The 15,080-nt window shown below is 65.0% G+C and carries 13 protein-coding genes and 1 pseudogene; 4 read left to right on the top strand and 10 right to left on the bottom strand.

What is annotated here, in order from left to right:
• Nucleotides 1-198 precede the first annotated feature (198 nt).
• Nucleotides 199-1,290, bottom strand: a complete 1,092-nt coding sequence (locus tag AS156_RS20695; protein ID WP_066508098.1) for a lysine-2,3-aminomutase-like protein — start codon at nt 1,288-1,290, stop codon at nt 199-201.
• The gene (epmA, locus tag AS156_RS20690) at nt 1,287-2,339 is read right to left on the bottom strand and encodes an EF-P lysine aminoacylase EpmA (RefSeq protein ID WP_066508095.1); all 1,053 of its coding nucleotides are present in this window, start codon (nt 2,337-2,339) and stop codon (nt 1,287-1,289) included. The genes AS156_RS20695 and epmA overlap by 4 nt, the downstream gene beginning before the upstream one ends.
• A 393-nt stretch (nt 2,340-2,732) precedes the next feature.
• Here epmA and efp point away from each other — a divergent pair, with 393 nt between their 5' ends.
• Both efp and AS156_RS20675 read left to right on the top strand, forming a co-directional pair.
• Nucleotides 2,733-3,299: an elongation factor P gene (gene efp / locus AS156_RS20680; protein ID WP_066508091.1), complete on the top strand. Its 567-nt coding sequence runs from the start codon at nt 2,733-2,735 to the stop codon at nt 3,297-3,299.
• A gap of 157 nt (nt 3,300-3,456) precedes the next feature.
• Nucleotides 3,457-5,019, top strand: coding sequence for a M23 family metallopeptidase (locus tag AS156_RS20675; protein WP_066508089.1), 1,563 nt, complete (start codon nt 3,457-3,459; stop codon nt 5,017-5,019).
• 59 nt (nt 5,020-5,078) lie between these two features.
• Here the strand turns inward: AS156_RS20675 and AS156_RS20670 are convergent, their stop codons facing one another.
• The 4 genes from AS156_RS20670 to AS156_RS20655 all read right to left on the bottom strand — a co-directional run bounded on the left by AS156_RS20670 (nt 5,079) and on the right by AS156_RS20655 (nt 8,002).
• Entirely contained in the window at nt 5,079-5,978 is a 900-nt protein-coding gene (locus AS156_RS20670; RefSeq protein WP_066508345.1) for a dihydrodipicolinate synthase family protein, read from the bottom strand.
• 173 nt (nt 5,979-6,151) lie between these two features.
• Nucleotides 6,152-6,544, bottom strand: coding sequence for a tautomerase family protein (locus AS156_RS20665; protein WP_066508088.1), 393 nt, complete (start codon nt 6,542-6,544; stop codon nt 6,152-6,154).
• Between the two features lie 419 nt (nt 6,545-6,963).
• Nucleotides 6,964-7,470 carry a cupin domain-containing protein gene (locus tag AS156_RS20660; RefSeq protein WP_066508084.1) on the bottom strand — a complete coding sequence of 169 codons (507 nt, stop codon included), beginning with the start codon at nt 7,468-7,470 and terminating at the stop codon, nt 6,964-6,966.
• Between the two features lie 52 nt (nt 7,471-7,522).
• Complete coding sequence (locus AS156_RS20655; protein ID WP_066508083.1) at nt 7,523-8,002, bottom strand: carboxymuconolactone decarboxylase family protein; 480 nt, start codon at nt 8,000-8,002, stop codon at nt 7,523-7,525.
• 95 nt (nt 8,003-8,097) lie between these two features.
• Between AS156_RS20655 and AS156_RS20650 the strand changes: the two genes are divergently transcribed.
• On the top strand, nt 8,098-8,670 hold the full coding sequence (locus AS156_RS20650; protein ID WP_066508082.1) for a MarR family winged helix-turn-helix transcriptional regulator: 573 nt from the start codon (nt 8,098-8,100) through the stop codon (nt 8,668-8,670).
• A 177-nt stretch (nt 8,671-8,847) separates the two neighbouring features.
• Nucleotides 8,848-10,019, top strand: a pseudogene (locus AS156_RS20645) (lytic murein transglycosylase); the annotation flags it as partial.
• A gap of 329 nt (nt 10,020-10,348) precedes the next feature.
• Here AS156_RS20645 and AS156_RS20640 read toward each other — a convergent pair.
• The 4 genes from AS156_RS20640 to glpX form a co-directional block, all read right to left on the bottom strand.
• Nucleotides 10,349-11,158, bottom strand: a complete 810-nt coding sequence (locus tag AS156_RS20640; protein WP_066508081.1) for a glucose 1-dehydrogenase — start codon at nt 11,156-11,158, stop codon at nt 10,349-10,351.
• An 18-nt stretch (nt 11,159-11,176) separates the two neighbouring features.
• The gene (gene recJ, locus AS156_RS20635) at nt 11,177-13,018 is read right to left on the bottom strand and encodes a single-stranded-DNA-specific exonuclease RecJ (RefSeq protein WP_066508079.1); all 1,842 of its coding nucleotides are present in this window, start codon (nt 13,016-13,018) and stop codon (nt 11,177-11,179) included.
• A 156-nt stretch (nt 13,019-13,174) separates the two neighbouring features.
• Nucleotides 13,175-13,894 (bottom strand): haloacid dehalogenase type II, encoded by a 720-nt coding sequence (locus tag AS156_RS20630; RefSeq protein ID WP_066508077.1) that lies wholly within the window; start codon nt 13,892-13,894, stop codon nt 13,175-13,177.
• Nucleotides 13,895-14,072: 178 nt separating this feature from the next.
• Nucleotides 14,073-15,071, bottom strand: a complete 999-nt coding sequence (gene glpX / locus AS156_RS20625; RefSeq protein WP_066508076.1) for a class II fructose-bisphosphatase — start codon at nt 15,069-15,071, stop codon at nt 14,073-14,075.
• Between the last annotated feature and the right edge of the window lie 9 nt (nt 15,072-15,080).

The raw sequence follows: 15,080 nt of genomic DNA, 5'->3' as shown, positions 1-15,080 counted from the left end.
GACATCGATGGTAGCGCAGTTGCGTCGCCCCTGCGCGGCGCAATCATGCACCTTCCGTATATCGGCCATGGTGCCAAGTAGCCACATTCCCGCGCCGACCAGCACCACAAAGAAGCCGAGCATCACCGCATTTCGATGCCGCGGTTGCGCTCGTCTTCGGGCGGCTCCAGCCGTCCGCCCTGCCCCCGGATCGCTGAATTACGATTCCGGCGGGTAGAGATGAATGTCACCACAATAATCGACGACGCGATACTGCCGTTCCGCGGAACCCTCACGTTTCCGGGAAGGCGGCTGCGACAAATAATCCGGCCCGATCGGCGCCTTGCCGTAGCCGCCGGGGATGTCGAGCACATAGTCCGGCTGGCACAGGCCTGAAACGCGTCCGCGCAGGGCACGCATCAGTTCCTGCCCGGCCTCGATCGTGGTGCGCAGATGCGCCGTGCCCGGCGCGAGGTCGCCGTGATGCAGGTAATACGGCTTGATCCGGCACTCGACGAAGGCGCGCATCAGCGCTTCGAGCGTCGCAGCATCGTCATTGATCCCGCGCAGCAGCACAGACTGGCTGACCAGGGGAATGCCGGCGTCAGCGAGACGGGCACAGGCCGCGCGGGCGTTCGGTGCAAGTTCGCGGGGGTGGTTGGCGTGGATTGCGATCCACGTCGTCGCGCCGTCCGGCCGCAGCGCCGCGATCATCTCGGGCGTGACGCGTCCGGGATCGGCGACGGGTACACGGGTATGGAGGCGGATGATCTTCACATGATCGATCCCTGCGAGATCGGCCATGATCTCCGTCAGCCGGCGCGGCGACAGCATCAGCGGGTCGCCGCCGGTCAGGATGACCTCCCAGATCTCCTGATGCGTGCGGATGTAATCCAGCGCCGCCCGATAGGCGTCATCGGACAGGGCGCTGTCCTTGCCCGGCCCGACCATTTCGCGACGGAAACAGAATCGGCAATAGACCGCGCAGACGTGAACCAGCTTGAGCAGCACCCGGTCGGGATAGCGGTGAACGATCCCGAGCACCGGCGAATGCGCATCGTCGCCGATCGGATCGGCGTTCTCGCCGGGTTGCTCGACGAGCTCTGCGGCGCTCGGAATGAATTGCCGCGCGATCGGATCGTTGGCATCGGCCGGGTCGATCAACGCGGCAAGCTCCGGCGTCAGCGCGACAGCGTAGCGCGCTCCGACCTTTTCCAGCTCGGCAAGGGCCTCGGCCGGCGCGAGGCCGGCATCGACCAGCTCGCGCGGCTGGCGCAGGGTTGCCGCAAGTTTGGGATCAATCCTGTTCATGTCTCTCCTGCAGGCGGGGTCCAGACCACCTGATCAATTCTCGGCGCGCCGCTCGCCAGCATCACCAGCCGATCGAAGCCGAGCGCAACGCCGCTCGCCTCCGGCATCTGGTCGACCGCGGCGATGAACTCCTCGTCGAGCGGATAGCGCTCGCCGTAACGCCGCGCCTTCTCGTCCATCGCAGCGGTGAAACGATGGCGCTGCTCGGCGGCGTCGGTCAACTCGCCGAAGCCGTTGGCGAGCTCGACGCCGCAGGCATAGATCTCGAAGCGCTCGGCGACGCGCGGATCGCCGGCCTTGGTGCGCGCCAGCGCCGCCTCGGGCGACGGATATTCGAACAGCACCGTCAGGCGGCCCTGCCCCAGATTGGGTTCGACATGCTCCACCAGCACCTTACTGAAGATATCGGACCAGGTGTCGTCATCCGCAATCCGCACCCGCTCCCGCGCGGCCGCCGCCAGCGCGGCACGATCGCCCTCGCCGCCGCTGATCGTCGCCAGCAGATCGATGCCGGCGAAGCGCTCGAAGACTGCCGCGACGGACAGCAATTCCGGTTCGGCGAACGGGTCGGCCGTCTTGCCGCGAAATGAAAACCGGCCAATCCCCGTCGCCTGCGCAGCGTGGGCGATCACGACGATCGTGTCGGCCATGATCGCATCATAGCCTGCATTGGCGCGGTACCATTCCAGCATGGTGAATTCGGGCAGATGCAGGTCACCGCGCTCGCGATCACGGAACACCCGCGCGAATTCGTAGATCTTCGGTTCGCCCGCCGCGAGCAGCTTCTTGCAGGCGAACTCCGGCGAGGTGCGCAAATATCGGGGCGCGCGCGAGCCATCGGCCCGCGTCAGGTCGGTGCGCGGGGCATGGAGATGGGTCTCGTTGCCGGGTGAGATCTGGAGAATCCCGGTCTCGACCTCGACGAATCCCTGCTCCTCGAACCAGGCCCTGATCGCCCTGGTGATCGCATTCCGCGCCAGCAGGAACGGCTTGCGATCAGGGTACCGCGCCCTGCTCCACCAGGGTGATGGCTGGTCCGGCGCGGTCACGGCCGCCTCGCCGGCATCAGCGAATCGACGTCAACAAGCCCCCACGCCTGTTTAAGAGGCACGCATAAGCCATTGATATTGAGCCAATTGACGATCGACACCATGTTTGCCTCGGAGGCACGCAACGACGCTCATCCTTTCATGTCGAAAGACACGGGGCTTGTCCATGTGGCTGAACTCGCCACCCCGCGTATCCGAGCAGTCCAAACGCCCGACCGCGAGGGGAAACAGGTCCATTTGCCTCCGATCGAAGGTCCGCAACCTGGCGAAACCGAACGCAAAAAGCTGGCATCTCAGGGACAAATCAGTATGTTGCAGCCCGAAATCGCCGCCACTGCCGAGGGGCTGCCTATCCGGTTTGCGCCCCCGGCTCCCAAATTCAGGAAAACACCTTTGAAAGTCATCGCCAGTTCCATCCGCAAGGGCAATGTCATCGAGCAGGACGGCAAGCTCTATGTGGTCTTGTCCGCCGAAAACATTCACCCGGGCAAGGGCACCCCGGTCAGCCAGATCGAAATGCGCCGCATCGGCGATGGGGTGAAGGTCTCGGAACGTTACAAGACCACCGACCAGGTCGAGAAGGCCACTGTCGAAGACCACAACTTCAACTACCTCTATGAAGACGGCGATGGCTTCCACTTCATGAACGCGGAAAACTACGACCAGGTCCAGGTCTCCAAGGAGATCGTCGGCTCCGGCGCGCCCTATCTGCAGGAAAACATGACCGTGAAGCTCTCGCTGCACGACGGCAATCCGGTCGCGATCCAGCTGCCGCAGCGCGTGACGCTGGAAGTCGTGGAGACCGAACCCGTCACCAAGGGCCAGACCGCCTCGTCGTCCTACAAGCCCGCGATGCTCTCCAACGGCGTGCGCACCGGCGTGCCGCCGCATGTCTCGACCGGCACCCGCATCGTCGTGATGACCGAAGACGGCTCCTACGTCGAACGCGCCAAGGACTAGGCGTGAAGCGTGTTTGAACGCGGAGTGGCGCCACTTCGTGTTAAGAAAACATGTCTATACAACAGGCTAGAGCTTCGGTTCCGATTCAATCGGAACCGAAAATGCTTTAATCTCTCCGGCAGTCGCAAATGAGCTGGGGGTTTCATTGAGCAGGGGGATGGTCAGCTTCGTCGGTTGCTGGCTGGCAGCTTTGCTCCTCCCCCTGTCCGGCGCATCCGCCGACGAGTTCAGGACCCCGTCCATCTCGGCCATGCGGGTCGAATGGCGCTCCGCACTCGAGCAACTGCGGCAAGAGGTCAACGCCCACCCGGCTGTCGTCCCAAACTTCTCCTTCGCGAGCCAGCGCCGCGTCCCCGCCTACGATCCGCGCGCGACGCCGGCACTGGTTCAGCTGAACGCAGTGACCTCGCCGATCTTCCCCGGCATCACCCGCAGCCCCATTCCCGTGCTGCTGCCTTTCGACACCGCGAGCTATCTCGAGGCGCGCCAAGGCGGTGCGCCGGATGGCGCGCCCGTGTCGCGCTATCAGGCCGACTTTCGCGCGGTGGATTTCTTCGATGCCGGCGCATCCGGCTATGACGCCGTGTTCTCGCTCGTATCAGGCGCCGGCGACGGCATGCCGCAGCGAACCTTCGTGAAACCGGTCGAGGTGCAGATTTCCGGCTCGCTGCTGGTCTACGACCTCGCCGATCGGCTAGCCGGCAGGGGCGAGCCAGTCAAGGCACTGGCCGCCCAGTTCCCGGACATGCGCCGCTTCATCCGCGAAGGCTACGTCCGATACGCCTTCACCCGGTTCGGGATTCCTTACGTCGTGTCGATCCAATGCATCGACACCGTAGCCCGTCCGAAGAGCCTGGCCTGCCGCGAGGCCTATCCCGTCGCCGAACGCTTCCTGAAGGCCCTGCGCGTCGCGGGCGGATTGCCGTCGCGGCCGCGCAGCGACATCGCCGCCGACCTCGCCGAACGGCCCGCAGAGTTGTCGCCCAACTTCACCTATCGGCCGAGCGGCGACATCGTCGCCAACAGCGGCGGCCGCAGGCAGGGCGGCCACCCCGACTTCACGGTGTATTCGCAGATCCGCTTTCCGCTCGACAAGGCGCCGGCCTTCGCGCACTCGCAGTCCTATCCGAAGCACGGGCGGGTCGATGAATATCCCTGGCAGGACAATTTCTGCGAGGCGCGCAGTTTCGAGGTCGGACAATGCGCCAGCGGTTTCGGCCATCAGGGCCAGGATATCCGTCCGGGCGCTTGTCCAATGGGCAGCGCCGACGGTTGCGATCCGAGACGGCAGGCCGTCGTCGCGGTGCGCGACAGCATCGTGATCCGTTCGCCGCAGCAGCAGGCGGCGACGCTGCAGGTCAACACCCGCACCGAGCATATCCGCTTCCGCTACATGCACATGAACCCGTCAGCGATGGACGCGGACGGCCTGCTCAACGGACGCCGTGTCGCCGAGGGTGAGACAATCGGCGTGGTCTCGAACTATCTCGATCATCCCAACGGCACCACGCGGCATCTGCATTTCGACGTGCAGGTGTTCACGCGCGACGGCTGGATCTGGGTCAATCCCTACACCACTCTGGTGACGGCCTATGAGCGCCTGATCCGCGGCCGCGGCCGCGAGATCGGCCCGGAGACCGCCGCCGTGGCCTCCGTTGCACATGCCGATCCCAACGACGTCGCGCATCACATCGACACCCAGGAGGGCGGCGGCAATTAAAGACGGTACCCGTAAGTCCAATGCCCGCCTAACCCGCGAAAACGCCGCACCCGGCCGGTTCAACCAAGCTCGATCTGCATTCCGGCCAGTGTGTCCGCAACTCTCTTCTGCGCGTCCGCGGGCAACGGCAGGATCGGACGCGGTGGCTCCGCCGCGCAGATGCCCCTCAGATTGGCGATTGCGTAGACCACGCGCAGGCTCGAGAACGTCTTGAACAGGTCCCAGATCGGTTGCAGGCGCGCGTTGAGCCGTCGCGCCTCCGCGGCGTTGCCGCTCGCCGCAGCTCGGACGATCTCGAGGCAGACCTTCGGGAAAATTCCCGCGAGGACGCTGTACCAGATCTCGGCGCCGGCCAGCAGCGCCTCCGTGCAATTCCAGTCGGCGCTATAACCCAGGGAGAAGCCGCTCGGCACAACAGCGCGCAATTCCGCGACATGCCCCGCAAGGGCGGAAGCATCCAGCGCCGGACTCTTCACCGCTACGATTCCATCCACGCGGCTCAAACGCCCAATCAGGGCCGGCGTGAAGCGGAAATGCGTCGTGCCGGGATTGTCGTAGATGCAGATCGGCAACCCGCTCTCGCGCGCCACCGTCTGGAAATGCTCGAACACCTCATCGTCCGTCAGCGGCGTATAGGACACCGGCGCCAACAGCCCCGCGGCCGCGCCGGCATCGCGCGCATCCTGGGCCAATCTCACGGCCTCGTCGGTCCGCAGCGCGCCGATCCCGACCAGGATCGGGGTCGTCCCTTCCGCCAGGCGCACGGCTGTCTGGACCGCACGCCGCCGCTCGTCGCGAGCAAGATACGGATAGGAGCCCGTGCTGCCGAGCAGCCCGATCGAATCCACCTTCGCCGCAATCAGGGGGTCTAGCAGCGCCCTGAGCGCACCGACGTCGACGCGTCCATCTCGATCGGACGGCGTGATTGGAAAGGCGGAAAGTCCCTTCAGATCGATCATCGGCTGCTTCCTCTTCATTGACCGTCGCTTGATCGGGCACCCCGACATAGGAAGCCCGACCATATACCGGCTGACTGGATAAGAGATGATCCAGTCGCGATCGATCTTGGCTTCGAGATGGACCAGCGACCGCTATCACGCTTGCCGCCAACAAACAGCGGCTGAAGCCGGATCTAGGTCAGCTCGCCGGTCATGAACTGGGCGCGTCCCATGCCGAAAGACCAATCCTCATCGTCATTGATGACGAAATTGATGACGAGGTCACTCGGCCCGATCCCGCAGGCGGACGACAATCTTTCGGCAAGAACCCTATAGAAATCGAGCTTCAAGGCCTTGTCGCGCGGACGGCTCGTCAGTTGCAGCATCACCAGATTGTCGGTCCGGGCGATACCGAGGCCGGTATCGAGCGCGACGACGCGAGATCGCGGATGGACATGCACGACCTGATAACGGTCGCGCTGCGGCACGCGGAGTATCTCGACCAGCACGTCGTGAGTGACGTCCAACAGCCGTTGGATTTCGGCATCGCTCCGTCCCTCGATCAAATCAAAACGCAGAAACGGCATGTTGGTGGCTCCTCGCTCGATCTGCCGAGAACTCGGCTTCAGCACAACTGTCGGCGCGCAGTTGCCCCTGCTCATACCGCGGTGGAAGAAAGTAGAGCGAACTCGTCTCGATCAATTCTGATGGTTCGAAAGAAGCCACGCGCCCTCGGCCGCTATTGGCGTCTGCCCCTGGCTGCGAGCCGTAACGCTCTTTTCGACTGGCGCGATATAAGCATACCGCTGAGCAAATGAATCATGGTTATCCACGATGGCTGCGATCTGAATCTCAGATCATGTCTCGTCGCAGCGTTGTGGGCCGTGAGGCCGCACGGCGGCGCAGTCGCGTGCGGAGCCAAACCTGTGCCGCGTGAACAGCATCCGCCATGCCAGGAAGCATGGCGGCTCCATCCAGTTCCCAGCAATGCTGCTCGCCGCGCTCCCTATTCGAGCATCGTCGTCAATTGTGCGCCCTCGTCTGCGACGAAGACGGCGATCAATTCCGCCGGCTCCGTGGCGCTCGCATTGGCCGAGACGACGTGGGTGGAGCCCGGAGGCTCGAAGAAGGACTGGCCGACCTTGAAGGTCTCAACCGGCCCGCCGCCGAGTTGGGAGCGGATTTCACCCTTGGTGATGTAGGCCGTCACCGAGCCGGCGTGGCGATGCGGCGGGGTAAATCCACCGGGACCGTAGAACACGCGTACGACAGTGACGCGCTTGCCAGGCACGTTCGGCAACGCATGCGAACTGATGACCTCGACCTTGTCGAGTGGGGAAGCCGCGTTCGCGCTCGCGCACAGCGGCGCGACAACAGAGGAAATTGCATCGATCGGGCTCGGCAACGCCTTGCCGATCGCGAACGCGCAGGCCAGTCCCGCGACCACGGCCAGCGAAACCGGCCGCGGCAGCCGGGCGAATGGAAGAGACAGTGTTGCAGCCATGGTGCTCATTGGTTCTTCTCCCTGTTCTGTTGTCTTGCAATCTGTGTCTCAGCGAACGGTCTTACGAGGCGGCCGCGTTGGCGGTTTGCTTGCGCGCCGGCGGCGTCCAGCGATAGGCCGCGCCGAACCGGTTCCAGACATTGATCGATGCAATCGCCGAGGTGAGATAGGTCAGCTCCTGTTCGGAGAACTCCGCGGTCGCCTGTGCATAGACCTCGTCGCTGACGCCGTCCGGCAGCATCGTCAAAGCTTCGGTCCAGGCCAGCGCCGCGCGCTCGCGCGCCGAGAATTGCGGCGCCTCGCGCCACACCGCGACGAGGTTCAGCTTGTCGACGGGAATGCCCAGGTTCTCGCTCTGCAGGATGTGATACTGCACGCAAAACGCGCAGCCGTTGATCTGCGAGGCGCGAATCTTGATGAGCTCGATCAGCTGCTTGTCGAGGCCGGCCTTCGCCGCAAACTGCCCGAGCGAACGCACGACGGCGAACACATCGGGCGCGAGCTTCTCAAAATCGGTGTATTCCTTGCGGGCATGTGACATCGGCTTGGCCTCGTGTTATCAGACTACTGATATCTTATAAGAGCACTGATACGATGAGCAAGACTCGGCGATCGACGAAGGCAAGATCGGGCGGCATGGCCACGATGCGAAAACGCGGAAAATCCAACGCCTCCGGAAAACGGCCCGCGGCGGGCCGGGTCAAGAAAAAGCCGGAAGCCGGCCGAAAGGCGCCTGTAGGCGATCCCGCCCTCGCCGTCCCCCCGCCGCCCGGCCAGGGCAAACGCGGCGAGCAGGGCTATCTCGGCTATCTGCTCCGCCAGGCCCAGGCGGCGTCGCGGCTGTCGATGGAACGCGCGCTCGGCCGCCTCGGCGTCACCACGCCGCAGTTCGTCGTCCTCACCATGCTGAAGGCCTATCCGGGCCTGTCCGGCGCGGACCTGGCGCGGGTTGCGATCCTGACGCCGCAGACGGTCAACGTCATCGTCCGCAACCTCGAGCGCGACGGCGCGATCCGCAAGTCACCGCACCCCGTCCACGGCCGGGTGCTGCAGTGGACGCTGACACGCCGTGGAACCAGCCTGCTCGCGCAATGCCGCCGCCACGCCCAGGCGCTGGAGCGGCGGCTGTCCGCCGGCCTCTCGTCCCAGGCGGAACGCGTGGTCCGGCGCTGGCTGTCAAAAATCGCCACAGATTTGCAGGATAGCTAGAGCATGATCCGGAAAAGTGGGTACCGGTTTTCCGATGAGATCATGCTCAAATGAATAACCCCGCGGCTTCGTGAATTTTGGTCCATCCCGGCCCCGCCGCTAGACTGGCCCGATGAAACAGCCTGATTCTCCGAACTCCCCTGCCCGCCGTGCCGTTCTGAAGGCAGGGCTTGCGGNCGGCGGGCGCGATGCTCGCCAATCCGCTTTGCGCGTTGGCGGCTGCCCCTCCCGGCTTCGACCAGTGGCGCGACAATTTTCGCAGCCGCGCACTGGCGAAAGGCATCTCGGACGCGACCTGGAACCGCTGCATGGCGCGCGTCGAGCCCGACATGAGCGTGTTCAGGCAGATGCGCAATCAGCCCGAATTCCACGAGCAGATCTGGCAGTACATCAACCGGCGCGTCTCCGACTGGCGCGTCATCCACGGCCGAGAGGCACTTCGGAAAAACGAAGCGCTGTTCGCCCGGATCGAGCGCGACTTCGGCGTCGAGCGTGGCACGCTGCTCGCGCTGTGGGGCGTGGAGTCGGCCTATGGCGATCCGCTGGTGCAGCAGAACCACATGACGCCGGTGTTTCCCTCGCTCGCCGCACTTGCCTGGAACGAGCCGCGTCGCAAGGCCTATTGGGAGACCGAACTGATCAACGCGATGAAGATCGTGCAACGCGGCTGGAGCACGCCGGAGGAAATGCGCGGCTCCTGGGCCGGCGCGATGGGCCATTCTCAGTGGATGCCGGAAGTCTGGCTCAATGTCGGGTTCGATTATGATGGCGACGGCAAGGTCTCGCCGTTCGGCCGGCCCGACGATGCGCTGGGCTCGACCGCGAAATACCTGGTCAATCGCGGCAAGTGGCGCCGCGGCGAGCACTGGGGCTACGAGGTGCGCGCGCCCCGCGGCAGCGCGAGCGGCAGCCGCAGCTATGCGGCCTGGGCGAGCGCCGGCGTCGTCAGAGCCGACGGCCATCCGTTCCCGCAGCCGAATGCCTCGGCGCAGCTCTGGATCCCGGTTCAGGGCGGCCCCGCCTTCCTGCTCGGGCCAAACTTCAATTCGGTGAAGAGCTACAACCCGTCGATGAACTATGCGCTGGCGATCTGCCACCTCGGCGATCGCTGCCTCGGCGGGCCGCCCTTCATCCAGCCGTTCCCGGGCTCGGAGCGCGTAATGACGCTGGCCGAAGTGCAGGAGATGCAGACGCGCCTGACCAAGGCCGGCTTCGACACCGGCGGCACCGACGGCCGCGTCGGCAACGACACCATGAAGGCCATCAAGGACTATCAGATCAAGATGGGTCTGCAGCCCGCCGACGGCTATGGCGGGCTGAAGGTGCTGGCGCGGCTACGGCAAGGCTGACGCCCGTTGCGACAAACGGTCACGACGGGGCGGGAATGCCAAGCTGTGTCCCCACCCACTTCTGTCATCGCCCGGCCTTGTGCGCAATTGCGCACTAGGACCGGGCGATCCAATACGCCGCGGCCTCTCGGCTCAAGCACCGCTGCCTCTGGAATACTGGATCACCCGCATGCGCATGCGCGGGTGATGACACCGCGCTGTTTGGCTGCGGACTGCAAAACCAACTCCGAGGTCGTCCCTGCGAAAGCAGGGACGACAATCGGAGAGAGCTCCGCGCTCGATCAGCACCGACACCGATGCGCCAGGACTCCGCTCGCAACGACAGGGACCTATTGCTGCCGCACCACGCCGCCGGCGAACATGCCGCCGTCGATGACGAGCTCAGTCCCGGTCACATAGCGCGACGCATCCGAGGCCAGATACAGCACGCCTTGCGCGATCTCGATCGCCTGTCCGGCACGGCCGAGCGGCGCCGCAAATCTGGCACGCTCCTCCGGATCGATCGGCGCATTCTGGCCGGCGCCGCTCGCTCCGGTCGGGATCTTGCCCCAGATCGGCGTGTCGATGATGCCGGGATGCACGGAATTGACTCGGATGCCGTCGCCAACCTGCGCGCACTCCATCGCAATCGCCTTGGCGAACAGCCGCACGCCTCCCTTGGTCGCGCAGTAGCCGGCGAGGTTCGCCGCACCGCGCAGTCCGGCGAGCGACGACATCATGATGATCGAGCCGCCGCCGTGCTTGCGCATCAGCGGCAAGGAATGCTTCACCGACAGGAAGACGCCGTCGAGATTGATCGCGGTCTGCCGGCGCCAGTCCTGCAACGTCATCTGGACGATCGACGGCACGCCGATGCCGATCCCCGCATTGGACACCATCACGTCGAGCCGGCCGTAGCGCTTGCCGACCTCTTCCACGACCTCGATCCAGCGCTCCTCGCTGGTGACGTCCTGCTGCAGGAAGGTCACGTTGCGGCCGGCCTTCTTGTGGCGCGCAGCAAGCTCGGGCCCGTTCAGCTCGTCAATATCGGTCGCGACGACGGTCGCGCCCTCCTGCGCTAGCAATTCCACAATCGCCGCGCCGATGCCCGATGCGCCGCCGGTCACCAGCGCGACCTTGCCTTGAACCTGTCCAGACATATCCACTCCCAACGTTTCTTATCTGATCACCGCCGGGCCCTGATCCGGCACCGCGACGTCGAGCACACGGAATTGCACACGTTCAGTGCCTTGCCAACGGTCGACCGCAAGAGAGCCCGCCACGTGCAATTGCTGGCCGCGATTTTGCGTCAAGGCGCTGCCGAGCTTCTGTCCAACTGCGCGGAATGCGATACCGTTGACGATCGAGCCATCGCCCGACTTGAAGCGCAGCCGCAAATGCGCCTGACCGACCTCGTCGGCGTAGACGAGCTGGTGCGACGGCAGCGCGATCACGGGCTCCGGATTGGCGCTGCCGAACGGACCGGCGCGGTTGAGCGTCGCGGCAAACTCAGACGTCACGGCGCGTGCGGTCACCGCGCCGTCGACGAAGATCTCGTTCTCATGGCGCGAGTTGGCAACATCGGCGGCAAGCGCGCTCTCCAGATAGGCGCGAAATTCGGCGAGCTTCTCCTTGCGCAGCGTCACGCCCGCGGCCATCGCGTGGCCGCCGCCCTTCATCAGGAGGCCGTCATGCACGGCCTGCCGCACCGCCTTGCCGAGATCGACGCCGCCGATCGAGCGGCCGGATCCGGTGCCGATGCCGCCCGGCTCGAGCGCGATCGCGAAGGCGGGGCGCGCAAACTTCTCCTTCAACCGCGCCGCCACCAGCCCGACCACGCCGGGGTGCCAGCCTTCCGCCGCGGTGACGATGACAGCGCCCTTGTCCTCGAGACCGAGCGAGGCCAACGCCTCGGCTTCGGCTTGCGATTCGGCCGCCTGCTCGATCACGCGCCGCTCCGTGTTGAGACGGTCGAGCTCGGCGGCGATGCGTGCGGCCTCCGACACGTCGCCTTCGAGCAACAAGCGGACGCCGAGATCGGCACGTCCGATACGGCCGCCGGCATTGATGCGCGGTCCCAGCATGAAGCCGAGATGCCAGGCTTCCGGCGGTCCGTTCAGCCGCGACACATCCATCAGCGCGGTGTGCCCGACATGATCGCGACGACGCATCGCGATCAGGCCCTTGGCCACGAAGGCGCGGTTGAGCCCGGTCAGCGGCGCGACGTCGGCGACGGTGCCGAGGGCGACGTGATGCAGCATGCCGAGCAGATCGGGCTCCGGCATCTCGCGGGTCCAGAAGCCGCGCTGGCGCAGCTCACGATTCACCGCAACGAGAGTGACCAGTACAAGACCAACGGCGGCGAGATGGCCGAGCCCCGAGAGATCGTCGGGCCGGTTCGGGTTCACCAGCGCATCGACCTCAGGCAACCCGTCGCCGGTCTGATGGTGATCGATCACGACGACCGACATGCCGAGCTTCTTCGCTTCGGCCAAAGGCTCGATGCTGGTGGTGCCGCAATCGACGGTGACGAGCAGCGTCGCGCCCTTGGCCGCGAGCGCGCGGACGGCGTCGACGTTCGGCCCATAGCCCTCGAAGATGCGATCAGGAATGTGGATCAGGGGATCGAGCCCGCAGTGACGCAAATGCCAGGTGAGCAGTGCCGCCGAGGTCGCGCCGTCGACATCATAGTCGCCGAAGATCGCGACCTTCTCGCCGCGCGTCGCAGCATCGGCAATGCGTTTGGCGGCCGCCTCCATGTCGGTCACGGTATGAGGATCGGGCATCAGCTTGCGGATCGTCGGATCGAGGAAGTCGGGGACCGCATCGATCTCGACGTCGCGTCCCGCCAGGACGCGCGCCAGCATTTCGGGAAGATTGTAACGCTGGACGATCGCGAGCGCCCGCGCCGCCCCGCGCGCATCCAGCCGGTCGCGCCAGAATTTTCCGGTCAGCGATCGCGTCACGCCGAGGAACGCCGGCGGCGTCTCGACGGGCAGAACGGATGCGTGAAGCGTCATGATCCCTTCCCAGCCAGAGCGTTTTCGAGCGAAGTGGACACCGGTTCGCGTGAAGAAAACGCGTCAAGATAAGAACCCACGAGCGTCGGCTCTGATGCAATCAGAACAGACGCGCCGGGCAGGAATCGTAGCCCTTCAATGAATCGCAGACCAGTTCTAGCAGCCCATCCGGCTGGCGATTTCCCCGAAATCCTTGGCTACGATGTCCCACTCGCCGGTGGCCTCGAAATCGTATTTCTGCAGCGGGCCGTACTCGGTCGGTCGGGCCACGAACGCCGTCTTCAGACCGTGCTTCTGGGCGTTCTTGAGATCGTAATTGTGCGCGGCCACCATCATCACCTGCTCCGGCGGCAGGCAAAGCAGCTTCGCCGCGCCGAGATAGGTTTCCGGATCGGGCTTGTAGTGCTCGAACAGCTCGGCCGACATGATCAGGTCCCAGGGGAGGCCTGCGAACTTCGCCATGTTGGTGAGCAGCGCGACGTTGCCGTTCGAGAGCGGCGAGATGATGTATTTGGCCTTCAGACGCGTCAGCCCGGCGACGCTGTCGGCCCATGGATGCAGGCGATGCCAGCCCAGCGTCAGATGGTGCAGGTCGGCGTCGGTCAGGCCCTTGATCTCGAGCTGCGCGACCAGCTTCTCCAGCGAACGGCGATGCAGCGCGTCGAGGATGACATAGCCATTCTGCGGGTTCTTGCGCACCTCGTCCATCGAGGCGGAATAGACCGCGCGCCAGCCGTCGACCAGCGCGGTCCAGTCGGCCTTGATGCCCCGCGTCTCCGACCATTTGGTGAAATCGTTGATCAGGCTGGTGCGCCAGTCGACCACCGTTCCGAACACGTCGAACACCAGCGCCTTGACCGCGGAAATATCAGACATGTTCGTCTCCCTTGTTGTTGTTCTTTTCACCCGTCGTTCCGGGGCGATGCAACGCATCGAACCTTGGCGCGCATTTGCGCGCCTGAGAACCTCGAGATTCCCCGATGCGCCTTGCGCATCTGTGGTCTGGTGCTAACGCACCATCCCAGGAATGACGACGGTGGTGGCTTCGTTCGGATCAGTCGAGGTGGAACTTGTCGAACTGGCGGTGCTCAGCCTTGATGTAGCGCACGGTGCCGGTAACAGAGCGCATCACGACCGTCTCGGTCTCGATCACGTCCTTCTTGAACTTCACGCCGGTCAGGAGCGAACCGGTGGTGACGCCGGTTGCGGCGAACAGGCAGTCGCCCTTGGCCATGTCCTCGATGCCGTAGATCATCTTCGGATCGGTGACGCCCATCTTGTGCGCGCGCTCGCGCTTCTCCTCGCTGTCGAGGATCAGGCGACACTGCATCTGGCCGCCGATGCAGCGCAGCGCCACCGCCGCCAGCACGCCCTCGGGCGCGCCGCCGGTGCCGATATACATGTCGACGCCGGTCTCATCGGGCTTGGCACAGTGAATGACGCCGGCGACGTCGCCGTCGGTGATCAGTTGCACGGCAGCACCGGTTGAACGGACGCTGTTGATGATGTCGGCATGGCGCGGACGATCGAGCACCAGCACGTTGATGGCCGAGGGATCGACACCCTTGGCCTTGGCGAGGCGGCGGACGTTATCGGCCGGCGGCGCGTCGAGCTCGATCACGTTCTTCGCGAAACCCGGGCCGATCGCGATCTTCTGCATGTACACGTCGGGCGCGTGCAGCAGCGTGCCGCCGTCGGCCATCGCCATGGTGGCGATCGAGCCGGGCATGTTCTTGGCGCACAGCGTGGTGCCCTCGAGCGGGTCGACGGCAATGTCGACCTTGGGGCCGGCATTGAGCCCGACCTTCTCGCCGATGAACAGCATCGGCGCCTCGTCGCGCTCGCCCTCGCCGATCACGACCGTGCCTTCGATCGGCAGCTTGTTGAGCTCGCGCCGCATGGCGTCGACCGCAGCCTTGTCGGCGGCCTTCTCCTGGCCGTGGCCGCGCAGCCGCGCGGCCGAGACTGCCGCACGCTCCGTCACCCGCACCAGTTCGAGCGTCAGGATGCGCTCAAGCAACATCTGCGGCGGAACGGAAATATGGGTCGACATCGGCGTACT

The sequence above is a fragment of the Bradyrhizobium macuxiense genome (assembly GCF_001542415.1).
Taxonomy (GTDB): Bacteria; Pseudomonadota; Alphaproteobacteria; order Rhizobiales; family Xanthobacteraceae; genus Bradyrhizobium; species Bradyrhizobium macuxiense.
This window is presented reverse-complemented; position numbering and strand designations above follow the sequence as displayed.

Excerpts from the sequence above, each read along its gene's own strand:
- AS156_RS20670 (WP_066508345.1), bottom strand. The coding sequence starts at position 5,978 with ATGATCGATCTGAAGGGACTTTCCGCCTTTCCAATCACGCCGTCCGAT.
- AS156_RS20675 (WP_066508089.1), top strand. The coding sequence starts at position 3,457 with ATGGTCAGCTTCGTCGGTTGCTGGCTGGCAGCTTTGCTCCTCCCCCTG.
- glpX (WP_066508076.1), bottom strand. The coding sequence starts at position 15,071 with ATGTCGACCCATATTTCCGTTCCGCCGCAGATGTTGCTTGAGCGCATC.
- AS156_RS20665 (WP_066508088.1), bottom strand. The coding sequence starts at position 6,544 with ATGCCGTTTCTGCGTTTTGATTTGATCGAGGGACGGAGCGATGCCGAA.
- AS156_RS20660 (WP_066508084.1), bottom strand. The coding sequence starts at position 7,470 with ATGAGCACCATGGCTGCAACACTGTCTCTTCCATTCGCCCGGCTGCCG.
- recJ (WP_066508079.1), bottom strand. The coding sequence starts at position 13,018 with ATGACGCTTCACGCATCCGTTCTGCCCGTCGAGACGCCGCCGGCGTTC.
- AS156_RS20630 (WP_066508077.1), bottom strand. The coding sequence starts at position 13,894 with ATGTCTGATATTTCCGCGGTCAAGGCGCTGGTGTTCGACGTGTTCGGA.
- AS156_RS20695 (WP_066508098.1), bottom strand. The coding sequence starts at position 1,290 with ATGAACAGGATTGATCCCAAACTTGCGGCAACCCTGCGCCAGCCGCGC.
- AS156_RS20640 (WP_066508081.1), bottom strand. The coding sequence starts at position 11,158 with ATGTCTGGACAGGTTCAAGGCAAGGTCGCGCTGGTGACCGGCGGCGCA.
- AS156_RS20655 (WP_066508083.1), bottom strand. The coding sequence starts at position 8,002 with ATGTCACATGCCCGCAAGGAATACACCGATTTTGAGAAGCTCGCGCCC.
- AS156_RS20650 (WP_066508082.1), top strand. The coding sequence starts at position 8,098 with ATGGCCACGATGCGAAAACGCGGAAAATCCAACGCCTCCGGAAAACGG.